Raw genomic sequence first — 24,277 nt, forward strand, 5'->3', positions numbered from 1 at the left:
TTGTTTGGTTGGTGAAATGCTTCGAGGCAAACCAAGCAAATAGTTTATTCTTAAACTAAATTAAATTTAGTCCCTTGGCAAATAAAGTCGTAGACCAAAGAGTAAATTTTGCACGTAGTAAGCACATTATTGATTATCCAGATTTTCTGGATGTGCAGTTGCAATCATTTAGAGAATTTTTTCAGATAGAAACCACTTCAGATAACCGTCACACAGAAGGTTTATTTAAAGTATTTGCTGAAAATTTCCCAATCACTGATTCTAGAAACATATTCGTTTTAGAATTTTTAGATTATTTTATTGACCCACCACGTTATGACATTCCAGAATGTATTGATCGTGGGTTAACTTACAGTGTTCCGTTAAAAGCAAAGCTTAAACTTTCTTGTAACGATGCAGAACATGAGGATTTTGAAACTATCATTCAAGATGTATACTTAGGAACCATACCATATATGACTCCTAAAGGTACATTCGTGATTAACGGTGCAGAACGTGTAATTGTTTCTCAATTGCACAGATCTCCAGGTGTGTTTTTCGGTCAAAGCCGTCACACAAATGGAACTAAACTGTACTCTGCTCGTGTGATTCCTTTTAAAGGTTCTTGGATTGAGTTCGCTACAGACGTTAATAACGTAATGTATGCGTATATCGACCGTAAGAAAAAATTCCCGGTAACCACCTTATTACGTGCAATCGGTTATGATTCTGATAAAGACATCTTAGAATTATTTGATCTTGCTGACGAAGTAAAAGTTAGCAAATCTGGTTTGAAGAAGTATACAGGTCGTAAACTTGCTGCAAGAGTTTTAAGAAAATGGACTGAAGATTTTGTAGATGAGGATACAGGTGAAGTTGTTTCTATAGATCGTAATGAAGTTATCTTAGATAGGGATACCGTTCTTGAAGACGACCATATCGATATGATCATCGATGCAGGTGTTAAAACTATCATCTTGTCTAAAGAAGATGGTGCATCTCAAGCTGATTATACCATTATATACAATACTTTACAAAAAGATACTTCAAACTCTGAAAAAGAGGCTGTTGAAAACATCTATCGTGCTTTGCGTAACGCAGAACCACCTGATGAAGAAACTGCAAGAGGTATCATTGAGCGTTTATTTTTCTCTGATAAACGTTATGACTTAGGTGATGTAGGTAGATACCGTATCAACCGTAAGTTAAAAATGGATACTCCAGATCATGTGAAAGTATTAACTAAAGCAGATATTATCGCTATTGTTAAATACTTGATCAAATTGATCAACTCTAAAGAAGAAGTGGATGATATTGATCACTTGTCTAACCGTCGTGTTCGTACAGTAGGTGAGCAATTATATGCGCAATTCGGTGTTGGTTTAGCTCGTATGGCTAGAACTATCCGTGAGCGTATGAACATTCGTGATAATGAGGTGTTTACACCAACTGATTTGATTAATGCCCGTACTTTATCGTCGGTTATTAACTCATTCTTTGGTACAAACCAATTATCTCAGTTTATGGATCAAACCAATCCTTTGGCAGAGATTACACACAAACGTCGTTTGTCAGCTTTAGGCCCAGGTGGTTTATCACGTGAGCGTGCTGGTTTCGAGGTTCGTGACGTTCACTATACTCACTATGGTCGTTTATGTACCATTGAAACTCCAGAGGGACCAAACATTGGTTTGATTTCATCACTATGTGTACACGCTAAAATTAACAATTTAGGTTTCATCGAAACTCCTTATAAAATTGTTGAGAATGGTGTTGTGGCAGTAGAAAAAGATGTAATTTATCTTTCGGCTGAGGATGAGGATGGTAAAACTATTGCTCAGGCTAATGCTGAATATGATGATAAAGGTAACTTTACAACTGCAAGAGTTAAAGCACGTTATGAGGGTGACTTCCCAATTATTGAGCCTGAGAAATTAGACTTAATGGATATTGCTCCTAACCAAATTACCTCTATCGCAGCTTCATTAATTCCTTTCTTGGAACATGATGATGCGAACAGGGCTTTGATGGGATCGAACATGCAACGTCAGGCAGTGCCTTTATTACGTCCAGAAGCTCCAATTGTTGGTACAGGTTTGGAAGGTCGCGTTGCTCGTGACTCAAGAACTTTGATCAATGCAGAAGGTGATGGTGTTGTAGAATATGTAGATGCTAACGAAATCACTATTAAATATGTACGTAACGATGGAGATCGTTTGGTATCTTTTGAAGGTGATAGCAAAACTTATAAATTAACTAAGTTCAAAAAAACCAACCAGAATACTTGTATCAACTTAAAACCTATCGTTAAAAAAGGCGAGAAAGTTAGCAAAGGACAAGTTTTATGTGAAGGTTATGCAACTGAAAATGGAGAGTTAGCATTAGGAAGAAACTTAAAAGTAGCTTTCATGCCTTGGCAAGGATATAACTTTGAGGATGCGATTGTAATTAACGAGCGTATTGTTAGAGATGATATCTTTACCTCTTTACACATTGAAGAGTTTGAATTAGAAGTACGTGATACTAAACGTGGTGAAGAGGAGTTAACTCCAGATATCCCTAACGTTTCTGAAGAAGCTACTAAAGATTTAGATGAAAACGGTATCATCCGTATTGGTGCTGAAGTAAAAGAAGGTGATATCCTTATTGGTAAAATTACACCAAAAGGTGAGTCTGACCCTTCTCCAGAAGAGAAATTACTTCGTGCAATCTTTGGTGATAAAGCTGGTGATGTTAAAGATGCTTCATTAAAAACTCCACCTTCAATTAAAGGTGTGGTAATTGATACTAAATTGTTCTCAAGAGCTAAGAAAACTACTAAAGCAGAAGAAAAATCAGCAATTGAGAAATTAGATAAAAGATATAATTTAGCTACAGAGAACCTTAAAAACGAATTAGTTGATAAATTATTCCAAATCGTAAACGGTAAAACATCTCAAGGTGTATTCAATGTTTACAAGGAAATGTTAATCGCTAAAGGAGCTAAGTTTACTCAGAAAATATTAGCAGACCTAGAGTATGCTCATATTAATCCATACAAATGGACAACTGATGATGATAAAAACGATCAAATCAAGTTGTTGTTACATAACTATGGTATTCGTGTAAACGAAGAATTAGGTGCTTATAAACGCGATAAATTTGCAATTAGTGTTGGTGATGAGTTACCATCAGGAATTGTTCAAATGGCGAAAGTTTATGTAGCTAAAAAACGTAAATTAAAAGTAGGTGATAAGATGGCGGGTCGTCACGGTAACAAGGGTATTGTTGCTCGTATTGTACGTGATGAAGATATGCCATTCTTAGAAGATGGAACACCAGTTGATATTGTGTTGAACCCACTAGGTGTACCTTCACGTATGAACTTGGGTCAGATCTACGAAACTGTATTAGCTTGGGCCGGTAAAGAATTGGGCGTTAAATTTGCAACTCCAATTTTTGATGGTGCTAAATCTGATGAGGTTGAAGAGTGGATTGCTAAGGCAGGTGTACCAGCTTCTGGTAGAACTTACTTACACAATGGTTTAACTGGTGAGAAATTTGATCAACCAACAACAGTGGGTATTATTTATATGCTTAAACTGGGTCACATGGTTGATGATAAGATGCACGCTCGTTCTATCGGACCATACTCATTAATTACACAACAACCATTGGGTGGTAAAGCTCAATTCGGTGGTCAGCGTTTTGGTGAGATGGAGGTTTGGGCATTAGAGGCATTTGGTGCAGCTAATATTCTTCAAGAGATCTTAACAGTTAAATCTGATGATGTTATTGGAAGAGCCAAAACTTACGAAGCCATCGTTAAAGGCGAAAACCTACCAACTCCAGGTGTACCAGAATCATTTAATGTATTGGTACATGAGTTACGCGGATTAGGTTTAGATATTACGTTAGACTAACGTTGAAAAGTTGTAAGGTTGGAATGTTGAAAGGTTAGCCTAAACATTCCAACTTTTTAAACCTTCCAACATTTAAACACATTAGTATGTCTTACAAAAAGGATAATAAATTAAAAAGCAATTTCACCTCGATTACCATTAGCTTGGCATCGCCTGAGAATATTTTAGAGCGTTCAAGTGGTGAGGTGTTAAAACCTGAGACTATCAATTATCGTACTTACAAACCTGAACGCGATGGTTTGTTTTGCGAGCGTATTTTTGGTCCAGTAAAAGATTACGAATGTCACTGTGGTAAATACAAACGTATCCGTTATAAAGGTATTGTTTGCGACCGTTGTGGTGTTGAGGTAACTGAGAAAAAAGTACGTAGAGAGCGTATGGGTCACATCAATTTGGTGGTACCTGTAGCGCATATCTGGTATTTCCGTTCTTTACCTAACAAAATCGGTTATCTTTTAGGTTTACCTACCAAAAGACTAGATTTGATCATTTATTACGAACGTTATGTAGTAATTCAAGCTGGTTTAATGGCAGAACAAGGTATCAACTATATGGACTTCTTAACTGAGGAAGAATATTTAGATATCTTAGATAAATTACCTAAAGAAAATCAATATTTAGACGATAAAGACCCTAATAAATTTGTTGCCAAAATGGGAGCAGAAGCGTTAGAAGATTTATTAAAACGTATTGATTTAGATAGCTTATCTTACAATTTACGTCACCAAGCTGCTAACGAAACTTCTCAACAACGTAAAAACGAGGCTTTAAAACGCCTTCAAGTTGTAGAAGCTTTCCGTGGTGCTAGAACTCGTATTGAGAATAACCCAGAGTGGATGATTATTAAAATCGTTCCAGTTATTCCACCAGAATTACGTCCTTTAGTGCCTCTAGAAGGTGGTCGTTTTGCAACTTCAGATTTGAACGATTTATATCGTCGTGTAATTATCCGTAATAACCGTTTAAAACGTTTGATCGAGATTAAAGCACCAGAAGTTATTTTACGTAACGAAAAACGTATGTTACAGGAAGCTGTAGATTCGTTATTCGATAACTCACGTAAAGTAAATGCTGTTAAAACTGAAGGTAACAGAGCATTAAAATCGTTATCAGATATTTTAAAAGGTAAACAAGGTCGTTTCCGTCAAAACTTACTAGGTAAACGTGTAGATTATTCTGCTCGTTCGGTAATTGTTGTAGGACCAAACCTTAAATTGCATGAGTGTGGTTTACCTAAAGATATGGCTGCTGAGCTATTCAAACCGTTTATCATTCGTAAGATGATTGAGCGTGGAATAGTGAAAACAGTTAAGTCTGCTAAGAAAATCGTAGATAGAAAGGATCCATTAGTTTGGGATATTCTTGAAAACGTATTGAAAGGACACCCAGTATTACTAAACCGTGCTCCTACTTTGCACAGGCTAGGTATTCAGTCTTTCCAACCTAAATTAGTAGAAGGAAAAGCAATTCAATTACACCCGTTAGTTTGTACTGCATTTAACGCGGATTTTGACGGTGACCAGATGGCTGTGCATTTACCTTTAGGTCATGCCGCAATTTTGGAAGCCCAAGTATTGATGCTAGCTGCACACAACATCTTAAACCCTGCAAATGGTACACCAATTACTGTTCCATCTCAGGATATGGTTTTGGGTCTTTATTATATTACTAAAGGCCGTAGAACTGATGCAAACCGTGTAGTTAAAGGACAAGATTCATCATTCTATTCTCCGGAAGAAGTAATTATTGCTTACAACGAAAAGAAAATTGATTTACACGCTTTCATTAAAGTGAAAGTTAATGTAAAACAAGAGGATGGAACGATTGTAAATAAATTAACTGAAACTACTGTTGGTAGAGTTTTATTCAACCAAATGGTGCCAGAAGAAGTGGGTTATATCAACGAACTATTAACCAAAAAATCTTTAAGAGATATTATTGGTGAAGTAGTAAAAATGACTGGTATGGCTCGTTCTGCAAGATTCCTTGATGATATCAAAGAGCTTGGATTTAAAATGGCTTTCCAAGGTGGATTATCATTTAACTTGCAAGATGTTAATATTCCAGTAGAGAAACATACTTTACTAGAACAAGCAGCTGGCGAAGTTGAAGAGGTAAGAAACAACTACAACATGGGTTTCATTACCAACAACGAGCGTTACAACCAAATTATCGATATCTGGACACGTATCAACAACCGTTTAACTACGTTTGTAATGAACCAATTGTCTAGCGATAACCAAGGTTTCAACTCTGTTTATATGATGCTTGACTCTGGAGCCCGTGGTTCTAAGGAGCAAATTCGTCAGTTAGCAGGTATGCGTGGTTTGATGGCTAAGCCTCAAAAATCTGGTTCAGGTGGTGAGATTATCGAAAACCCAATCTTATCTAACTTTAAAGAAGGATTATCGGTATTAGAATACTTTATCTCTACTCACGGTGCTCGTAAAGGATTGGCGGATACAGCGTTAAAAACAGCTGATGCGGGTTACTTAACTCGTCGTTTACATGACGTTGCACAAGATATGATTGTTAATGCGGTAGATTGTGGTACTTTAAGAGGTATGTACACTACAGCATTAAAAGATAATGAAGATGTTGTTGAACCATTATATGAACGTATTTTAGGACGTACTTCTTTACATGATGTTTATCACCCATTAACTGGCGATTTATTAGTTGGTGCAGGTGCAGATATTGAAGAAGATATTGCTAAAGCGATCGAAGAATCTCCATTAGAAGGTATTGAAATTCGTTCGGTATTAACTTGCGAGAATAAACGTGGTGTTTGTGCTTTATGTTACGGACGTAACTTGGCATCTGGTAAACGTGTTCAAAGAGGTGAGGCTGTAGGTGTAATTGCTGCACAGTCAATCGGTGAGCCGGGTACACAGTTAACACTTCGTACATTCCACGTGGGTGGTACGGCATCTAACATTGCCAACGAATCTCAAATCAACGCTAAATTTGATGGAGTTATCGAATTTGAAAACTTACGTACGGTAGAAACTCAAACAGAAGAAGGCAAAGTTGATATTGTACTAGGTCGTTCTGGAGAGTTTAAAATTACTGAGCCAGGTACTGGTAAGGTAATCGTAACTAATAACGTTCCTTATGGTGCATTCTTATATGTGAAAGAAGGAGATAAAATCTCTAAAGGCGATAAGATTTGTTCGTGGGATCCATATAACGCGGTTATTATCTCAGAATTTGCAGGTAAAATCGAGTTTGATGCGATTGTTGAAGGCGTAACTTTCCGTGAAGAATCTGATGAACAAACAGGTCACCGTGAGAAAGTAATTATCGATACACGTGATAAAACTAAAAATCCATCTATCAGAGTAGTAGATAAAAAAGGTGAACTAATTAGAGCGTATAACATTCCAGTAGGTGCCCACATTGCAATTGATGAAGGTGATTCTATTCAAACTGGTCAAATCTTAGTTAAAATTCCTCGTGCAACAGGTAAAACTCGAGATATTACGGGTGGTTTACCACGTGTAACTGAGTTATTTGAAGCACGTAATCCATCTAACCCAGCTGTAGTAACTGAGATTGATGGTGTGGTAACTTTAGGTGGTGTTAAACGTGGTAATCGCGAAATGACTATCGAAAGTAAAGATGGAGAAGTTAAAAAATATCTAGTTCCATTGTCTAAACACATTTTGGTACAAGATAATGACTTTGTGAAAGCAGGTATGCCATTATCTGATGGATCGATTTCTCCAGCTGATATTTTAGCAATTAAAGGTCCAGCAGCTGTACAAGAGTACTTAGTAAATGGTATCCAAGAGGTTTACCGTTTACAAGGTGTGAAAATTAACGATAAACACTTTGAAGTAATTGTACACCAAATGATGCAGAAAGTTCATATCGAAGATCCGGGTGATACTCGTTTCTTAGAAAATGATTCTGTTGATAGATGGGACTTCCAAGTTGAGAACGATGAAATCTATGACAAAAAAGTTGTTGTAGATGCAGGTGACTCTGAAGTAATAAAACCAGGTCAGATTCTTTCTCTACGTAAATTAAGAGATGAAAATTCTCAATTAAAACGTAAAGATTTGAAACAAATTGAAGTACGCGATGCACAACCTGCAACAGCGAGTTCAATCTTACAAGGTATTACTAGAGCTTCATTAGGTACCAAATCGTTTATCTCTGCAGCATCATTCCAGGAAACTACTAAAGTACTGAATGAAGCAGCTATCGCAGGTAAACGTGATAACATGTTAGGCTTAAAAGAAAACGTTATCGTTGGTCACTTGATTCCTTCAGGTACTGGTGTTCGTGGATATGAGCGTATCATTGTTGGTTCTCAAGAAGAATACGATAAATTATTAGCTTCTAAAGCGGAAGAAGAAGTAGAAGCATAATTAGTCATAAATTTCTGAAAGGAAATGTAAATAAAATCCCTAGTGTTAATTCGCTAGGGATTTTTTTGTACCCAATAACCCTTAGTTAAATATGCCGTGTTTGTGGTATATATTAATTGTTTTTTTGAATGGATATTTACAAAATCAAAATCACAAACAATGAAAAATAATTTTCTTAAAGGCTTACTATTATTTATTATCGCTACTAGTTTAATTTCTTGCAAGAAGAGTGAAACAGTAGAGCCTAAGCAAACTCAGCAGCTGGTAAAAGTTAGTAATTGGAATCCATCAACTGGTGTAGAATCAACAAGTATGGAATTTATATATGATGCTAAAGGAACTTTAACAAGTTTAGTTTATGGAGGAACAACTTTTACTACAAGCTATAATTCGGCAAACAAGTTAGCATCACTTACTGGAACATACAAACAAAACGTTACAGTTACCTATACGCTAGAATATAATTCTACAGGTCAGCTGATAAAAGTTACTAATTCAGATGGAACAAATAGCAATACTAAAATAATTACTTATAATTCTTCAGGTAAGATTAGTAAAATTGGAATTACATATTCAAATACTGCTGTTACACCATACAATGCAGACTATACTTGGATTGGTGATAATCTTGCTACTGCTAGTTCAGGAACTTATACTTCAACTTATACCGCTTATGATGATAAATTGAATCCTTTTAGTTTAGCTGAAGGAGTTGCTATCATTTTTTATGGTAACCCAGCTTCTAAAAATAATGCAACAGAAATCAAAACCTTAAATGGTGCAATTATTAACGTTCAAAAAAGAAGTTATGAGTACAATACTGTTGGTTATGCAACAAGTATGAAGCTATTGGATGGAAGTAATGAAGGAATGAGATTCTATTTTAATAAATAATTTATACGATAATTGAAATTGACTAGCACTTTAGAGATAAAGTGCTAGTTTTGTTTTATGGAAGAACAACAAAACGAAAACCAATTAAATATAGAGCTATCCGAAGAAATTGCTGAAGGTATATTTTCAAACTTAGCCATCATAACTCATTCTAATACAGAGTTTGTGTTAGATTTTATAAGAGTAATGCCAGGAGTACCAAAAGCGAAAGTGAAATCTAGAATTATTTTAACGCCTGAGCATGCGAAAAGATTAGTTCATGCAATGTTAGATAATGTTGAAAAATTTGAAGCAATAAACGGAAGAATAAAAACACAAGAAGAGCCTCCAGGTTTTCCTATGAATTTTGGCGGACCAACGGCGCAAGCATAATAAGTTAAAGGTTTTAAGTTGAAAGTTATACGTTGGGTTGCTTAATTTTTAATTTATCTTCTATAAGTTGAATTACTTCTTGAACTTGATGTGGCTCAAACCAAGTTGTGTTTTCATCTCGTCTAAACCATGTAAGTTGACGTTTAGCAAACCTGCGTGTGTTTTGTTTAATCATTGCAACTGCAGAAGATAATTCGATTTTTCCATCTAAATAATCGAACAACTCAGAGTAACCTACAGTGTTTAATGCATTGTATTGACGGTAAGGAAACAAGCCTTCAACTTCTGCAAGTTGACCTGCTTCCATCATTAAATCTACACGATGATTAATGCGTTCGTAAAGTAAAGCTCTATCTGTATTTAGGCCGATTTTGATTATATTGAATGGCCTTTCTTTTTTATTTGCCGTTAAAAAAGAACTCAATTTTTGGCCTGTAGAAAGCACAACTTCTAAACCTCTAATCATGCGTTGAGGATTAGATTGATCTACTTTAGCAAAATATTCAGGGTCTAATTCTTGAAGTTGCATTCTAATTGCTTCAATGCCTTCATCTGCCAGTTTTTTATTTAATTTTTCACGAATTGTTAAGTCAATTTCGGGTAAATCATCTAATCCTTTGCAAATCGCATCAATATATAAACCAGAACCGCCAACCAAGATTAAGATATTATGCTTTTTAAAAAGTTCTTGTATTAATTGAAGGGCTTGGACTTCAAAATCTCCAGTGCTAAATAGTGTTTCTATGCTATGAGAATCAATAAAATGATGTGGGGCAATAGCCAATTCCTCTTTTGAGGGCTTAGCCGTACCAATATTCATTTCCTTAAAAAATTGGCGTGAATCTGCAGAAATAATTTCGCTATGGTAAAACTTGGCAAGCTCAATAGCTAATGCAGTTTTACCGATGGCAGTTGGCCCAACTACTACAATTAAAGTTTTTTGTGGCATAGGACCTTTTTTGTTATGCTGTCTTTATTTTCAGCATTTTTTTGATTACGGATCCTGAAATAAATTCAGGATCACGCATTAATAGAAATTAATAATCTTCTTCCTTCCCGCTACCGTATTCCTCGTCCGCAAAATCATCACCATCTGCAAAGTCATCTTTTTCTTCCTCTTCTTCACTATCATCATCACCTTCTTCAGCGTTGATACCTCTGCCGCCCATTGCTTCCAATTCTTCAGTATCTTCAGGAACGAAGTCCATTTCATTTAAGAAGTCAAAATCGGTTGAAGCAGCAGCACTACTTACCGCAAAACCACCTGCATTTTTTTCAATAATTTTAGGAGCTTCACCTATGCTTTTTACTAAAAATGGATATTCAATATTCGGATCGTTTTCTAGAATAATTTTAATCAATTCTACATGAAAATCAAAAGGACGTTCGAAGTTGTAGATGTAATAAAATTTTTGATGTGGATCTTCAATAAAACTACTCAATTTGGCATTTTCCATTAAGGTAACACCGTTATTTATTTTACGTTCATTAGGTAATAAAGCAATTTCATCACCTTTAATCCAGTTATCAGTACTTACATAAAATGACGAAGATTTATCGGCGTTATAGCCAGTAGAACGATGAATTGCTCTGTGTAAATCTTCAAACGTTTGAGTGGTTTTAATATCGATTTCTCTTACTATGTCGTCAAAATCTTCAAAAGAAATTTTAAATCTATAAATTGCCATTTTCAGTATACTGTTTCTATCTGTAAAATTAAGAAATAAAAAATAATTTTAGGATTTTAAAGCTATCTAGTAATTGGTTTTAAACCTAATTCGCTAGCTTTCTTTAACATAAAGTTAAACGCCTCTTCGTAATTGTTTGTTATTTCACCTTCTAAAATAGCTTCTCGAATTGCATTTTTTAGTATTCCAACCTCCCTACCAGCATTTAAATTGAATGTTTCCATAATGTCGTTTCCAGAAATAGGGGGTTGCCAGTTTCGAAGTTGATCACGCTCTTCAACATCTTTTAGTTTTTGTTTAACTAGCTCAAAATTATTTCTGTATTTTTTAATCTTATACTCGTTTTTGGTAGTTATATCCGCATTACATAAAAGCATTAGGCTTTCAATTTCCTCTCCAGCTTCAAAAAGTAACCTCCGCACTGCAGAATCGGTCACTTTTTCTTGTGCTAAAACAATTGGGCGTAAATGAAGTTGAACTAATTTTTGCACAAACTTCATTTTTTCATTTAATGGAAGTTTTAATTGTGCAAAAATTTGAGGAACCATCCTCGCTCCTTTATCTTCATGACCATGAAAAGTCCAGCCGTGCCCTTCTTCAAATCTTTTAGTTGGCGGTTTAGCAATATCGTGTAAAATGGCTGCCCAACGTAGCCAGAGATCATCTGTTGTTTCGCAAATGTTATCTAATACTTGTAGAGTGTGATAAAAATTATCTTTATGGCCTTTTCCTTTTATAACTTCTACTCCATATAAAGCAGCCATTTGTGGAAAAATGAGATGTAATAAACCAGTATCGAATAAATAGTTAAAACCAATTGATGGAGTTTTGGCTAAAATAATTTTATTCAACTCATCTGTAATTCGTTCTTTTGATACAATACTTATTCTCTCTTTCTGAGATTTAATCGCTTCAATTGCTTTTTCATCAATATTAAAATTTAATTGAGTCGCAAAGCGGATGGCTCTCATCATGCGAAGCGGATCATCAGAAAAAGTAATTTTAGGATCTAATGGTGTACGAATTAATTTCTGTTCTAAATCTGCTAAGCCATTAAATGGATCGATTAAACTGCCATAATTAGATTTATTAAGAGATATTGCCAGTGCATTAATCGTGAAATCTCTTCGCAACTGATCATCTTCTAAAGTGCCGTTTTCTACAATTGGTTTACGAGAATTAGACCGATATGATTCTTGTCTAGCCCCAACAAATTCAATTTCCAAATCGTTATACTTTAGCATAGCAGTGCCGAAGTTCTTAAATACTGCGACCTTAGTTTTTAAATGTAGACCAACTCTTTCGGCAAACTCAATCCCATTGCCAACTATTACAATGTCAATATCTTTTGATGATCGATTTAAAAATAAATCACGTACAAATCCTCCAATAACATAAGTTTCTGTATTGGTTTGATCAGCAATAGTAGCTAAAACTTTAAATATTGGATTTTGTAGATGTTGCTGCATGATTAGGTATATCGCGATACTGATTTATTCAGCATCTTTTAATAGGCAGACTCTGAATAAATTTAGGGGCGATTTGGTTTAAAAATTTATGCAAAAATAGTAAAATTACTTACGTATAAATTCAAATTGGCCAGACGGGCCTAACTTAATAATAGTTGAGGGTTTTTTTGGACTTCGATTTTCCTGTTCTAAGTCTACAATATAATCAACGGCATCTTTAACCTCATCACTAATTTCATCGAAAAATTTAGGTGTAGGTTGGCCGCTAATATTGGCGGAAGTAGAAACAATAGGTTTGCGAAAACGCTGAATTAACTGCTCGCAGAAATCATGTTTTACAACTCTAATTCCTACAGTGCCATCCAGATTAATTACATTTTTAGCTAAGTTTTTTGCACCAGAAAAAACAATAGTTAATGGATTTTCAGCATATTCAATTAACTCATAAGCAACATCTGGAATTTCAGTCACATAGCTTTGCAATTTATTGTCGTTTTCTAAAAGAACAATTAGGCTTTTATCTGAAGCACGACCTTTAATTTCATTTATTTTGGCCACAGCTTCTTCATTTGTAGCATCGCAACCCAGCCCCCAAACTGTATCAGTAGGGTAGAGAATTACTCCTCCATTTTTTAAAATCTCTAAAGCTTTATTAACTTCTTCTCTAAGCATCTAAATATTGATTTAAACCTTTTGGTGTGAAAATTATTCCAGATTTAACGGTGTTTTCTAATAGTTCTCTGTTTTTTTGATCTTGTTTTTTGGAAGTTTCTTCTTTATGATAAATGTGATAAGCAATACCGCCAAATTTAAGTTGTAGTTTCTGCTTGCCAGCATTCAATAATCGGATAGTAAGTTCACTATCTTCATGACCCCATCCAGAGAAATCTTCATTATAACCGTTTGTTAATATTAAATCTTCTCTCCAAAAAGACATATTCGCACCTCTTGCAAAATATTTTGGATGGCTATTTCTATATCCAGCGGCAATAAAATTAGAGAGCGCTAAAAAACGAATACCATCTTTTCTTCTTTTAATATCATTAGCGAAAATATTTACATCTGTGTTTTTGCTGGACAAAATCTTCTCAGATATTTCAGGACCTAATAATACCCTACCACCCTGAATGAATGCATTCTTTTTAGCTAATCCTAAATGATCTTTAATAAAATGATGATGAAGAATAATATCTCCATCAATTTGAATAATATAATCTCCGGTACTTTTTGCAAATGCCTTATTCAGAATAGATGTTTTTTGAAAACCATTGTCTTCTTGCCAAAGGTGGATGATTGGTACTTTACTTTTTTCGGTGAGTTTTTTAATTTCTAACCTAGTTTGCTCTGTGGATCCATCATCGGCAATAATTATTTCATCAGGTAACCTACTTTGCTTAAATGCACTTAAAACAGCAAGTTCTAAAGCTTGTGGCCAATTATAAGTTGCAATGATTAAGGATACCTTCATTTTGCAAATTTAATGGAGTTTGTTAAAAAGGTAAATGCTGGAAATAGTCTTTTTTTATGACCAAAGATAATTTTGCTATGATTTATTAAAAATTTGAAAAAGTGCCAATCAATTTTAGAAGTTGGCGCTTGTTCATGTTGTTGTGCATGTGCAATAAATTCATCAAGAAATAAGCGGCTCTCTGAACTTAAATTTTGTATTTGCTTAAACAATAATAATCTTGATAGTAATGTTAAAGGGTTTTTTATTCTTTTTTTACTGAAAAATGCATTGTCCCCGTGTTTCCTATGATGAACTAGATATCTTTTAACCGCTTTAATTTCGCCTAACGTAGTTGCATTTAGTGCTAGCCACCAATCGTATGGCATAAAATCTGGAATGGGTATAGCTTGTTGTAAAATTGATTTTCTGAACATGATATTATGTCCACTCAATTGATTTAGCAGAAATAATTTTCTACTATCGCTTCCTTCAAAAAGTTTATAACGCTTCAACTGACCTGAAAAGTGGTGTAAATTCCCATTTTTAAGGGTAATTGAAGCGCCGTGTGCTAGCGTTACATGTTGATCTGCAAATAATTCGACTAAAGAACTTAATTTGTCTTTCATCCAAACATCATCCTGATCTGCAATAGCAATTAAATCTCCGCTACACAAAGAAATAGCTTTTTCAAAATTTTTGTCGAAACCAAGATTCTCCTCATTTAAGTAAAGTTTAAATAAAGAAGGATATTTCCCCTGCCAATCTTCTAGAATTTTAAAAGTATGATCAGATGACCGGTCATCAACTACAATAATTTCATGTAAAGGATAATCTTGCGCTAAAATTGTTTCCAATTGCTCATCAATGTATTTTGCACCATTATAAGTGCACATTGCAATTGATATCGGTACAATTTCAGATCCTTTACTTAAAATCATTAAACAGCTACATTATTTTCTCTTAATGCATCATTAAGTGAAGTTTTTTTATCGGTTGATTCTTTACGTTTTCCAATAATTAATGCACATGGAACTTGAAAATCTCCAGCAGGGAATTTCTTAGTATATGAACCAGGAATTACTACCGAACGAGCAGGAACAACACCTTTATACTCAATTGGTTTTTCGCCAGTTACATCTATAATTTTTGTAGATGCAGTTAAAACAACGTTTGCGCCTAAAACCACTTCTTTTTCTAATTTAACACCTTCAACAACTATAGCTCTTGATCCAAGGAAACAATCATCTTCGATAATAACTGGTGATGCTTGAACAGGTTCTAATACACCGCCAATACCCACTCCACCACTTAAATGTACACGTTTACCAATTTGAGCACACGAACCAACGGTTGCCCAAGTATCTACCATCGTGTCTTCATCAATGTAAGCGCCAATATTTACATAAGAAGGCATCATGATTACACCTTTTGCTAAATAAGCACCATAACGAGCACTAGCCATAGGTACAACTCGAACACCTTGATCTTTATAATTGGTTTTCAAATCCATTTTATCATGGTATACGAAAGGACCAACTTTAATTTCTTTCATTTCATTAATAGGGAAATATAAAATCACAGCTTTTTTGATCCATTCATTAATTCCCCAACTATTTAAAACAGGTTCAGCTACACGCAATGTACCTCTATCTAATCTTAAAATTACCTCTTCAATTGCTTCACAGTAGTTATTATAGGCTAACAAAGATCTGTCTTCCCAAGCGGCTTCTATTAATTTCTTTAAATCTTCAATCATTGTATTTTTATTTTTTTTACAAAATAAGTCAATTTTATGTATTGAGCATTGTATTTTTGATTTTTTATGACAGAGAAAGAGAAATTAAGGATTGATAAATACTTGTGGGCAATAAGATTGTTTAAAACCCGTAGTTTAGCAACTGAAGCGTGTAAAGCGGGTCGTGTAAAATTGAATGGTCAAAATCTTAAACCGTCTAGTATTGTTAAAGTTGGAGAGGTTTATCAAGTATCAAAAGGAATAGAGAAAAAAATAATAGAAGTTGTAGAGCTTTTATATAACAGGGTTGAAGCCAAAATAGCAGTAACTAAGTACAAAGATCTCACTCCTGAGGAAGAAACTCATGCTTTTAAGTCTGTATTTCATGCCCCAAGTTTAAAAAGAGATCGTGGAACGGGAAGACCAACCAAAAAAGATAGACGCGAAACGGATGATTTAATAGATGGAATGTTCGAGGAGTAGAGCCAGAAAGTTAAGAAGGTTAGAAGTCCGAAAAGTCTGGGAGTGAAGTTATATTCGATTATAGATGGCAATTTTATTTTTCTGACTTTAAAACTCTTAACCGATACGCCATCATCGCTGTTTTACCTAATTTTTGTATTAATTTGTAATTTGCAACTGCACCAACCGCTGCGCCAACAACAGGAAGTAATTGCGCCATCTTAGCTAAATCTATGTAATCTCTGTATTCTTGTTGAAACGTTTGCCAATCAAACTGATCTGCACTTTCTGGTAATACAATTAGTTTTTCATCCCAATTCTGCATTTGTTTAAATACATTCTGTGTACCTATTTGGCTAGAAAATGCCAACTGAAAAATATGGAGAATGTAGAGTCTTTCACGGTAGTCTTTTACATCAAACCCATACAATGAAGCAATTTCAAAAAGCATTTTAATTTTTATGCCAATTAAGATTGGAAAATCGGCCATGCTCATTAAAAATCCTCCAGCACCAGTTATTCCACCTTCGGCTGCACCAGTTTTACTATAACTTTCAATTTTTGCTTTTACTAAGGCTTCTCGGTGAATTAAACTCATGTCGATAGCTGGCATAGCCGATGTTGTATATGTAGAGCCAAATAAAACAGCCTTAACCATTTGCTTAATGGCTGTTGTAATTGCGCTATGAACTTTTGTGGGAATGTAACTATTAATTTTAGTTTGAACCTTGGTGGCTAAATTTCCAAGTAATGAAGGTTTTTTCATTAACTCCATTTTCCAAAACTGAAGTTCGTAACTCACTTGTTCTTCGTAACGCTGCATGGGTATTAATGTACAAAAAAAATGCCCCGATTATTCGGGGCATTTTTTATCTATAAAATCCTAAGTTAACTTAGCATGATAATCTATTTTTTATCTTTTGAATAAGCTTCATTTAAACCAACAATTACAGCGCTAGTTACATCTAAGCTTTCATCAGCAAATAAAATTGCGCTATTACCTTTAGAGTAAGTTAAAACCATTTTATATCCTTTAGTTTTAGCATATCCTTTTAAATATTCTGCCACTTTGTTGTATAAAGCTTCTTGTTCTTTAGCTTGCTCATTTTGTAAAGCAGCACCTGCATTTTGTTGGTAAGCTTGTAGTTCTTGTTGTTTACGTTGTAATCTTTGTTCTGTAGAAGCTCTTTGATCAGCAGGTAACGTATTTTGTGTTTGTTGATACTGTTGCACTTCTCTTTGGAAAGCTTGAGTTTTTGAAGCTAAATCACTTTCAGCAGCTTTACCTTTAACTTCCATTTTAGCTTTAAGGTCTTTAAAATATTCGTATTTAGTTAACAATGAATCAGAGTTAACATAAACAATTTTTTCATCAGCAGATACTGTTGCAGTTTTCGTAGTTGATGCATCCGTTTTAGTTTCCTTATTTCCACAAGCAGTTAGTACCGAAACTATTGCTATTGCAGTAGCTAAACTGCTTACTTTTAATGTAGTTACTTTCATTCTATTTTAATAAATTTTAGCAAATATAAAAATCAAAACGGACTATCCTAAAAACATACGTTTTTTAATCAATTTTTATCAGATTTTAACACCCAAATAGTTATCCACAATGTGGCTTAAGTGGTAAAAAATGGTTATTTTTGATTCTTTATGTATTAAATAAAATTATGAGCGAAGAAAAAGATCCAAACTCAAATTATGGTGCCGATAATATACAGGTTTTAGAAGGTTTAGAGGCTGTTCGTAAGCGCCCTTCCATGTATATCGGTGATACCGGAATTAAAGGGTTACACCACTTAGTTTACGAAGTTGTAGATAACTCAATCGATGAGGCATTAGCTGGTCATGCTGATACCATATATGTAAATATTCTAAAAGATAATTCAATTAGGGTAGAAGATAATGGTCGTGGTATTCCAACTGGGATAAATAAAAAAGAAAATAAATCTGCACTAGAAATCGTAATGACGGTTTTACACGCTGGTGGTAAATTTGATAAAGACACTTATAAAGTTTCTGGTGGTTTACATGGTGTTGGTGTTAGTTGTGTTAATGCATTATCTACACATTTAAGAGCAGAAGTACACCGCGAAGGTGAAATTTGGGTTCAGGAATACAACATTGGTAAGCCTTTATACGATGTAAAAAAAATTGGAACTACTGAAAAGCGAGGGACCATTGTAACTTTTACTCCAGATGAAACCATTTTTACGCAAACCACAGAATATCGTTACGATACTTTGGCATCGCGTTTACGTGAATTGGCATTTTTAAATAAAGGCATAAGTTTAACGTTAACAGATGAACGTGAAACTAATGAAGATGGAACTTTCCTTTCTGAAGTATTTAAATCTGAAGGCGGATTAAAGGAGTTTGTTCAGTTTTTGGATGGTACCCGACCGTCTTTAATTCCAGAACCAATTTATTTAGAAGGAATTAAAAATGGAATTCCAGTGGAATTGGCTATGCAGTACAATGATAGCTACTCAGAAAATGTCCATTCGTATGTAAATAACATTAATACCCACGAAGGCGGAACTCACATTGCAGGTTTTAGACGTGGTTTGACTCGTACTTTAAAAGCATACGCTGATAAAGAAGGATTATTGAAAAATGTAAAATTTGAAATTACTGGTGATGATTTCCGTGAGGGATTAACTGCTGTTGTTTCTGTAAAGGTTGCAGAACCTCAATTTGAAGGGCAAACTAAAACCAAGCTAGGTAACTCTGAGGTAATGGGAGCGGTAGATATTGCTGTTGGGGAGGCCTTAGGTAATTACCTTGAAGAAAATCCGCGAGAAGGTCGCATGATTGTTAACAAGGTAATCTTAGCGGCAACTGCAAGGGCTGCTGCTCGTAAAGCTCGCGAGATGGTGCAACGTAAGAGTGTAATGGGTGGTTCTGGTTTACCAGGAAAACTTGCCGATTGCTCTGATAGTGATCCAGAAAAATGCGAATTATACCTAGTGGAGGGAGATTCGGCTGGTGGTACCGCTAAGCAAGGTCGCGATCGTAATTTCCAAGCTATATTGCCATTAAAAGGAAAAATCCTTAACGTGGAAAAAGCTATGGAGCATAAAATTTACGAAAACGATGAGATTAAAAACATGTTTACCGCTTTAGGTGTAAGTATTGGAACTCCAGAAGATGATAAAGCATTAAATTTAACTAAACTTCGTTACCATAAAATTGTGATCATGACGGATGCTGATATCGACGGATCACACATTACGACGTTGATTTTAACATTCTTCTTCCGTTATATGAAAGCATTAATTGAAGCTGGTTATGTTTATATTGCTGCTCCACCGCTTTATCAAGTTAAAAAAGGTAAGGATTTTGAATATTGCTGGAATGATCAGCAACGTGATGCTGCTGTTCAACGTTTAAAAGGCGCTGGTAAAGAAGAAAGTGTACATATTCAACGCTATAAAGGTTTGGGTGAGATGAACGCTGAACAATTATGGGAAACTACGCTTGATCCAGCTAGACGTACTTTATTGAAAGCTACAATAGAAAATGCAGCAGAATGCGATCATACTTTTTCTATGCTAATGGGCGATGAAGTTGCTCCACGTAGAGAATTTATTGAGCGTAATGCAAAGTATGCAAAGATTGACGCATAATCTTAGTCTGAAGTTAATAGTCGGAAAAGTCCGAAAGATGACACGACAAAAAACCCCTTCAAGTTAATTCTTGAAGGGTTTTTTTATTTTATTAGTTTAAAACTCTAAACTTAACAAGCTTTCTGACTTTCTGTCTATCTTGTCTTTCCGACTTAGCTAATTTCCTTTTTCCGATTTTTCTTTCAGAGACTTTAAGCCATCTTCGAAATCTTTGCCCATCATTTTGTCCATAAATAAACCCATCCATTTGTTCATGGTGCCTACACTTTCGCCGCTAATAGTCCAGGTTGCTTTATTGCCATTACCTTCTTTAGCAATATCAAAACGAACTGTTGATGAACTTTCCATCGGTTTAATAAATTTCATTTCTTCTACAACCGATTGATTTGCCATAGCTTCAGTCAATTTCATTTGGCCAGTACCAACTTTATCACCTACCCATTCATACAAATGACCAGGTTGACCTGGATTTCCAGTGATGGTAACTTTAGCTGTTGGTTCCATTTTAGTCCATGGATTCCACTTTAAAAACTCATTAAAATCTGCAACATTCTTATAAATTACACTATCAGGTGCATTAATAGTCGTGGTGCGACTAACAGAATAGGTTTTAGGCAAAAACATTCCGCCTACGAAAAAAATAATTACTAATGCGACAATGATGCCGAGTAGAACTTTTAAAACTTTCATATTTTATTTGTTTGGTTTACTTAAAGTTAATCATAAACCAATTGAAAAAACAAGTGTTATTTTTTAGCAGGAGCGCCTTTTAAATTTAAGTCTTGCAATTCTTCTCTAATTTTTCTCATGAATGATATTCCTGGGTCGGTTTTTTGAGAAAAATAATAAGGATTGGTTTCTCTCCATAAAGAGGTGTTTTTAAACCAAGTATGTTCATAATGACCAATCAAATATTGAATGTTATACTTTTTTGTTAAATAACGAACTAATTTTTCGTTGGCAGAAAGCTGCGCTTGAGTTAATGGATAATTGTCGCTTCCCACATTTTCAATTCCAATGGCACAATAATTTAAGCCAATTACATGTCGAGCAAAAACGGTATCTGGTAATAACTGATAAATAGAACCATCACGATCTACTAAATAATGTGAAGAGACATTTAAGCTGCTAGCATTTACTAATGCTTTGCGTGAATTAGGTAAAATGGATTTATTAAAGGTGGCATATGTCCCCATCAAACTTCTAGAGGCTGTCCAATGCAAGACTATCATTTTGGGCGTAATTGTTGGCGTTTGTTGGATGAGATTATGTCTTCTTTTCAAATAATCTAAAGAAAGTTGAGCTCTCGTGTCATCAAAGGTGATTGGCTTTTGGATAATCTCAATTTGTTGTGCAAAACTTGTAATTGAGCTAAGAAATAAAAGAATTGGAAGTAGCTTTTTAAAAATGTGCATCAACGAAGTGAAATTACTTATATAATCTTAATACTCTTTTCTGGTAATCAATTTTGGCGTTAAATTCCGTTAAAATATCACCGCCAATAATCGCAGAAATTGAAGGGTGTCCTAAAAGCAAATAAGTGTCTGTTACACTTTGTAAATCTAGCGCAACGGCGTGGTATTGCTTTAAAATCAAACTGCCAATTTTAAGTTTAGGAATAAAGCCTTGTAATGTTGTGGCGGCACTAAAAATTGTAGCTGCCTGGGTATCATCACTTATGGTGAGCTCTTGAATGTGCTTTTCCATTAAACCTTTATCAAAAACAGATCTTGAAGCGCCAGTATCTAATACAGCAAACAATTTTTCTCCAAAAACAACAATTTCCACCAAAAGGTGGAAACCGTTGTCTTGTAAATTAATTAAGGTTAAAGGAACAGTAATTGTTCTCATATTTTCTGTTGTCATTCCGAGTAACGAGGAATATGATTAGAGATACTTCGTTTCGCTCTGCATGACAAAATAAATTTATACTAATTTCATTTCGGCCAGTACATTATTCATATTACGTACTGCATCAGCACTTTTATTGAATGTAGCTTGTTCTGTTTCGTTTAATTTATAATCAATGATTTTTTCCCAACCATTACGGCCAACAATCACTGGAACACCTAAACAAATATCCTTCTGACCGTATTCGCCATCTAAGGCAACACAACAGGTAAATAATTTCTTCTCATCACGTACAATGGCTTCTACTAATGCAGCACCAGCAGCACCTGGGGCATACCAAGCAGATGTACCCAATAATCCAGTTAAGGTTGCGCCACCAACCATTGTATCGGCAGCAACTTTGGCTAAGGTAGCCTCATCTAGTAATTCGCTAACAGGTAAACTTTGGTAGGTTGCATAGCGGGTTAATGGAATCATTGTTGTGTCACCGTGCCCACCAATTACAAATCCTTGTAAATCGTTAGAATTACAGTTTAATGCAACACTTAAATAATACTTGAAACGAGCGCTATCTAATGTTCCACCCATACCAATTATGCGATTTTTAGGTAATCCTAAAGATTTCAATGCCAAATAAGTCATCGTATCCATTGGGTTACTAATTACAACAATAATTGCATCTGGAGAGTATTTTAAAATATTTTCAGCAACACCTTTTACAATACCAGCATTAATACCAATTAGCTCTTCACGAGTCATTCCCGGTTTACGTGGTAATCCTGATGTAATTACAGCAACAGCAGAACCTGCAGTCTGACTATAATCATTTGTTACACCTTTAATTTTAGTATCAAAACCCAACAAAGTAGCAGTTTGCATCATGTCAATTGCTTTACCTTCGGCAAAACCTTCTTTAATATCTAGCAATACTAATTCTTCTGCTAATTCTTTTCTTGCAATGTTATCTGCACAAGTGGCGCCAACAGCACCTGCACCTACTACCGTTATTTTCATTTTATGTTATATTTTGGAGTTTTAGTTGAAAATTGTTTTACACGCCCAAGATATAGATTTGCTTCAGCTTACCCAAATGCTTTGCTATTTTTTAAAACTTTATTACAAAGAAATGGTTAAATAATAAACGATTAAAAATGGAAAATCAAGCTGTAAAAGTGATAGATTATTCAGCATTTGCTGGAAAATGGTATTCTTTATATTCTATTCCTACATTAATGGATAAGAATTGGAAGCAAACAACCGAAACTTATACCTTAATTGATGACGAACATTTCGACGTTTATACCACCTACCACAAAGAAGGAAAGCCTGAAGAAAAATCAATTACTTCAAAGTTGTTTTTTGATAAAGAAAAACCAGATGGTGAGATGAAGGCGCAATTTTTTTGGCCCTTTAAAATCGGATATTGGGTAATTGAATTGGCGGATGATTACAGTTATGTAGTAGTTGGTCACCCAGATGAGAAATATCTTTTTATTATGGCTCGAGAACCAAAAATGGATCCAACTTTATTAAAAGATATTATAGAAAGATGTAGGCAAATGGGATATGACACAGGAAGTCTAGTAAGTCAAGAGCATGATTAAGTAGTTCTTTTGTCATTATATTCTTAGAATGAAAATTGGGCATAATAATGGTTTCTGTTTCAGAAAATATATAAAAAAATGAAAATATTATTTGTTTTAACATCACATAGCGAACTTGGTAATACAGGTAAAAAAACTGGGTTCTGGATTGAAGAATTTGCGGCACCTTATTATGTTTTAGCAGATGCTGGCGCTGAAATCACTATAGCATCACCAAAAGGTGGACAGCCACCTATCGATCCAAAAAGCGATGAGCCAGATGCACAAACTGAAGCTACCAAGAGATTTAAGAATGATGCAGAATTAAAAGAAAAATTGAGTAAATCGGTAAAATTGTCTGAAATTAATGAGCTAGATTTTGAAGCTGTTTTTTATCCAGGTGGTCATGGGCCGTTATGGGATTTGGCAAATGATGAAAAGTCAATAGCCCTTATTCAAGAATTTTTAAGTGCACAGAAACCTGTTGCTTTGGTTTGTCATGCTCCTGGTGTTTTAATTAACGTGAAAGATGCCAATGGTGAAGCTTTAGTTAAAAATAAACAAGTTACTGGTTTCTCAAATACAGAAGAAGCAGCAGTACAACTTACTGATGTAGTTCCATTCTTGTTAGAAGACGAGTTTAAAAAATTAGGCGGAAATTACAGTAAAGGGCCAGATTGGGGATCGTATGTTAAAAAGGATGGTTTACTGATTACTGGGCAAAATCCAGGTTCGTCTGAAGAAGCGGCTAACTTGTTATTGGATACTTTGAAAAAATAGCATAACTATTCTTTAAAGATTAAAGGTTGGGAAATTAAAACTTCTTAGCCTTTTTTTATGCATTCTTATTTCTTTATTATGAATGTTGCTGTTCCATATAATTGCTT

Annotated in this window: 21 protein-coding genes; 8 read left to right on the top strand and 13 right to left on the bottom strand. The window is 34.8% G+C overall.

Features of this window, described 5'->3' with window-relative positions:
* The first annotated feature begins 74 nt into the window (after positions 1–74).
* The 4 genes from rpoB to HQN85_RS11530 all read left to right on the top strand — a co-directional run bounded on the left by rpoB (position 75) and on the right by HQN85_RS11530 (position 9,523).
* The gene (gene rpoB / locus HQN85_RS11515) at positions 75–3,881 is read left to right on the top strand and encodes a DNA-directed RNA polymerase subunit beta (RefSeq protein WP_173272260.1); all 3,807 of its coding nucleotides are present in this window, start codon (positions 75–77) and stop codon (positions 3,879–3,881) included.
* 86 nt (positions 3,882–3,967) lie between these two features.
* The gene (gene rpoC, locus HQN85_RS11520) at positions 3,968–8,257 is read left to right on the top strand and encodes a DNA-directed RNA polymerase subunit beta' (protein WP_173272262.1); all 4,290 of its coding nucleotides are present in this window, start codon (positions 3,968–3,970) and stop codon (positions 8,255–8,257) included.
* 159 nt (positions 8,258–8,416) lie between these two features.
* On the top strand, positions 8,417–9,151 hold the full coding sequence (locus tag HQN85_RS11525; protein WP_173272264.1) for a hypothetical protein: 735 nt from the start codon (positions 8,417–8,419) through the stop codon (positions 9,149–9,151).
* 57 nt (positions 9,152–9,208) lie between these two features.
* Positions 9,209–9,523, top strand: coding sequence for a DUF3467 domain-containing protein (locus HQN85_RS11530; protein WP_173272266.1), 315 nt, complete (start codon positions 9,209–9,211; stop codon positions 9,521–9,523).
* A gap of 25 nt (positions 9,524–9,548) precedes the next feature.
* Here HQN85_RS11530 and miaA read toward each other — a convergent pair whose 3' ends face one another.
* The 7 genes from miaA to HQN85_RS11565 all read right to left on the bottom strand — a co-directional run bounded on the left by miaA (position 9,549) and on the right by HQN85_RS11565 (position 15,886).
* Positions 9,549–10,472: a tRNA (adenosine(37)-N6)-dimethylallyltransferase MiaA gene (miaA, locus tag HQN85_RS11535; RefSeq protein WP_173272268.1), complete on the bottom strand. Its 924-nt coding sequence runs from the start codon at positions 10,470–10,472 to the stop codon at positions 9,549–9,551.
* Between the two features lie 88 nt (positions 10,473–10,560).
* Positions 10,561–11,211, bottom strand: coding sequence for an IS1096 element passenger TnpR family protein (locus HQN85_RS11540; RefSeq protein WP_173272269.1), 651 nt, complete (start codon positions 11,209–11,211; stop codon positions 10,561–10,563).
* 62 nt (positions 11,212–11,273) lie between these two features.
* Positions 11,274–12,680: a CCA tRNA nucleotidyltransferase gene (locus tag HQN85_RS11545; protein WP_173272271.1), complete on the bottom strand. Its 1,407-nt coding sequence runs from the start codon at positions 12,678–12,680 to the stop codon at positions 11,274–11,276.
* A gap of 105 nt (positions 12,681–12,785) precedes the next feature.
* Positions 12,786–13,352, bottom strand: coding sequence for an L-threonylcarbamoyladenylate synthase (locus tag HQN85_RS11550; protein ID WP_173272273.1), 567 nt, complete (start codon positions 13,350–13,352; stop codon positions 12,786–12,788).
* Entirely contained in the window at positions 13,345–14,148 is an 804-nt protein-coding gene (locus HQN85_RS11555) for a glycosyltransferase family 2 protein (protein WP_173272275.1), read from the bottom strand. The genes HQN85_RS11550 and HQN85_RS11555 overlap by 8 nt, the downstream gene beginning before the upstream one ends.
* Entirely contained in the window at positions 14,145–15,068 is a 924-nt protein-coding gene (locus HQN85_RS11560) for a glycosyltransferase (protein ID WP_173272277.1), read from the bottom strand. Before HQN85_RS11560 ends, HQN85_RS11555 begins: the two co-directional genes overlap by 4 nt.
* Positions 15,068–15,886, bottom strand: a complete 819-nt coding sequence (locus HQN85_RS11565; RefSeq protein ID WP_173272279.1) for a 2,3,4,5-tetrahydropyridine-2,6-dicarboxylate N-succinyltransferase — start codon at positions 15,884–15,886, stop codon at positions 15,068–15,070. Before HQN85_RS11565 ends, HQN85_RS11560 begins: the two co-directional genes overlap by 1 nt.
* A 66-nt stretch (positions 15,887–15,952) precedes the next feature.
* On the opposite strand from HQN85_RS11565, the gene HQN85_RS11570 reads away from it, so the two are divergent.
* A complete protein-coding gene (locus HQN85_RS11570; protein ID WP_173272282.1) occupies positions 15,953–16,348 on the top strand; it encodes an RNA-binding S4 domain-containing protein in 396 nt (131 codons plus the stop codon).
* A gap of 73 nt (positions 16,349–16,421) precedes the next feature.
* Here the strand turns inward: HQN85_RS11570 and HQN85_RS11575 are convergent, their stop codons facing one another.
* Together HQN85_RS11575 and HQN85_RS11580 are read right to left on the bottom strand one after the other, a co-directional pair.
* The gene (locus HQN85_RS11575; RefSeq protein WP_173272284.1) at positions 16,422–17,150 is read right to left on the bottom strand and encodes an EcsC family protein; all 729 of its coding nucleotides are present in this window, start codon (positions 17,148–17,150) and stop codon (positions 16,422–16,424) included.
* Positions 17,151–17,233: 83 nt separating this feature from the next.
* A complete protein-coding gene (locus HQN85_RS11580; RefSeq protein WP_173272286.1) occupies positions 17,234–17,830 on the bottom strand; it encodes an OmpH family outer membrane protein in 597 nt (198 codons plus the stop codon).
* 167 nt (positions 17,831–17,997) lie between these two features.
* Between HQN85_RS11580 and gyrB the strand changes: the two genes are divergently transcribed.
* Positions 17,998–19,956 carry a DNA topoisomerase (ATP-hydrolyzing) subunit B gene (gyrB, locus tag HQN85_RS11585; protein WP_173272288.1) on the top strand — a complete coding sequence of 653 codons (1,959 nt, stop codon included), beginning with the start codon at positions 17,998–18,000 and terminating at the stop codon, positions 19,954–19,956.
* Between the two features lie 156 nt (positions 19,957–20,112).
* Here the strand turns inward: gyrB and HQN85_RS11590 are convergent, their stop codons facing one another.
* The 4 genes from HQN85_RS11590 to mdh are packed head-to-tail and all read right to left on the bottom strand — an operon-like array spanning position 20,113 to position 22,821.
* Positions 20,113–20,646 (bottom strand): SRPBCC family protein, encoded by a 534-nt coding sequence (locus tag HQN85_RS11590; RefSeq protein ID WP_173272290.1) that lies wholly within the window; start codon positions 20,644–20,646, stop codon positions 20,113–20,115.
* Between the two features lie 56 nt (positions 20,647–20,702).
* Positions 20,703–21,371, bottom strand: coding sequence for a peptidoglycan recognition protein family protein (locus HQN85_RS11595; protein WP_173272292.1), 669 nt, complete (start codon positions 21,369–21,371; stop codon positions 20,703–20,705).
* Positions 21,372–21,384: 13 nt separating this feature from the next.
* On the bottom strand, positions 21,385–21,822 hold the full coding sequence (locus tag HQN85_RS11600) for a retropepsin-like aspartic protease (protein ID WP_246249727.1): 438 nt from the start codon (positions 21,820–21,822) through the stop codon (positions 21,385–21,387).
* 60 nt (positions 21,823–21,882) lie between these two features.
* Positions 21,883–22,821, bottom strand: coding sequence for a malate dehydrogenase (gene mdh / locus HQN85_RS11605; RefSeq protein WP_173272296.1), 939 nt, complete (start codon positions 22,819–22,821; stop codon positions 21,883–21,885).
* Between the two features lie 137 nt (positions 22,822–22,958).
* Between mdh and HQN85_RS11610 the strand changes: the two genes are divergently transcribed.
* Together HQN85_RS11610 and HQN85_RS11615 are read left to right on the top strand one after the other, a co-directional pair.
* Positions 22,959–23,411: a lipocalin family protein gene (locus tag HQN85_RS11610; RefSeq protein ID WP_173272298.1), complete on the top strand. Its 453-nt coding sequence runs from the start codon at positions 22,959–22,961 to the stop codon at positions 23,409–23,411.
* Positions 23,412–23,489: 78 nt separating this feature from the next.
* Entirely contained in the window at positions 23,490–24,170 is a 681-nt protein-coding gene (locus HQN85_RS11615) for a type 1 glutamine amidotransferase domain-containing protein (RefSeq protein WP_173272300.1), read from the top strand.
* The last annotated feature ends 107 nt before the right edge of the window (positions 24,171–24,277 follow it).

Source organism: Pedobacter boryungensis, from assembly GCF_013204825.1.
Classification (GTDB): Bacteria; Bacteroidota; Bacteroidia; order Sphingobacteriales; family Sphingobacteriaceae; genus Pedobacter; species Pedobacter boryungensis.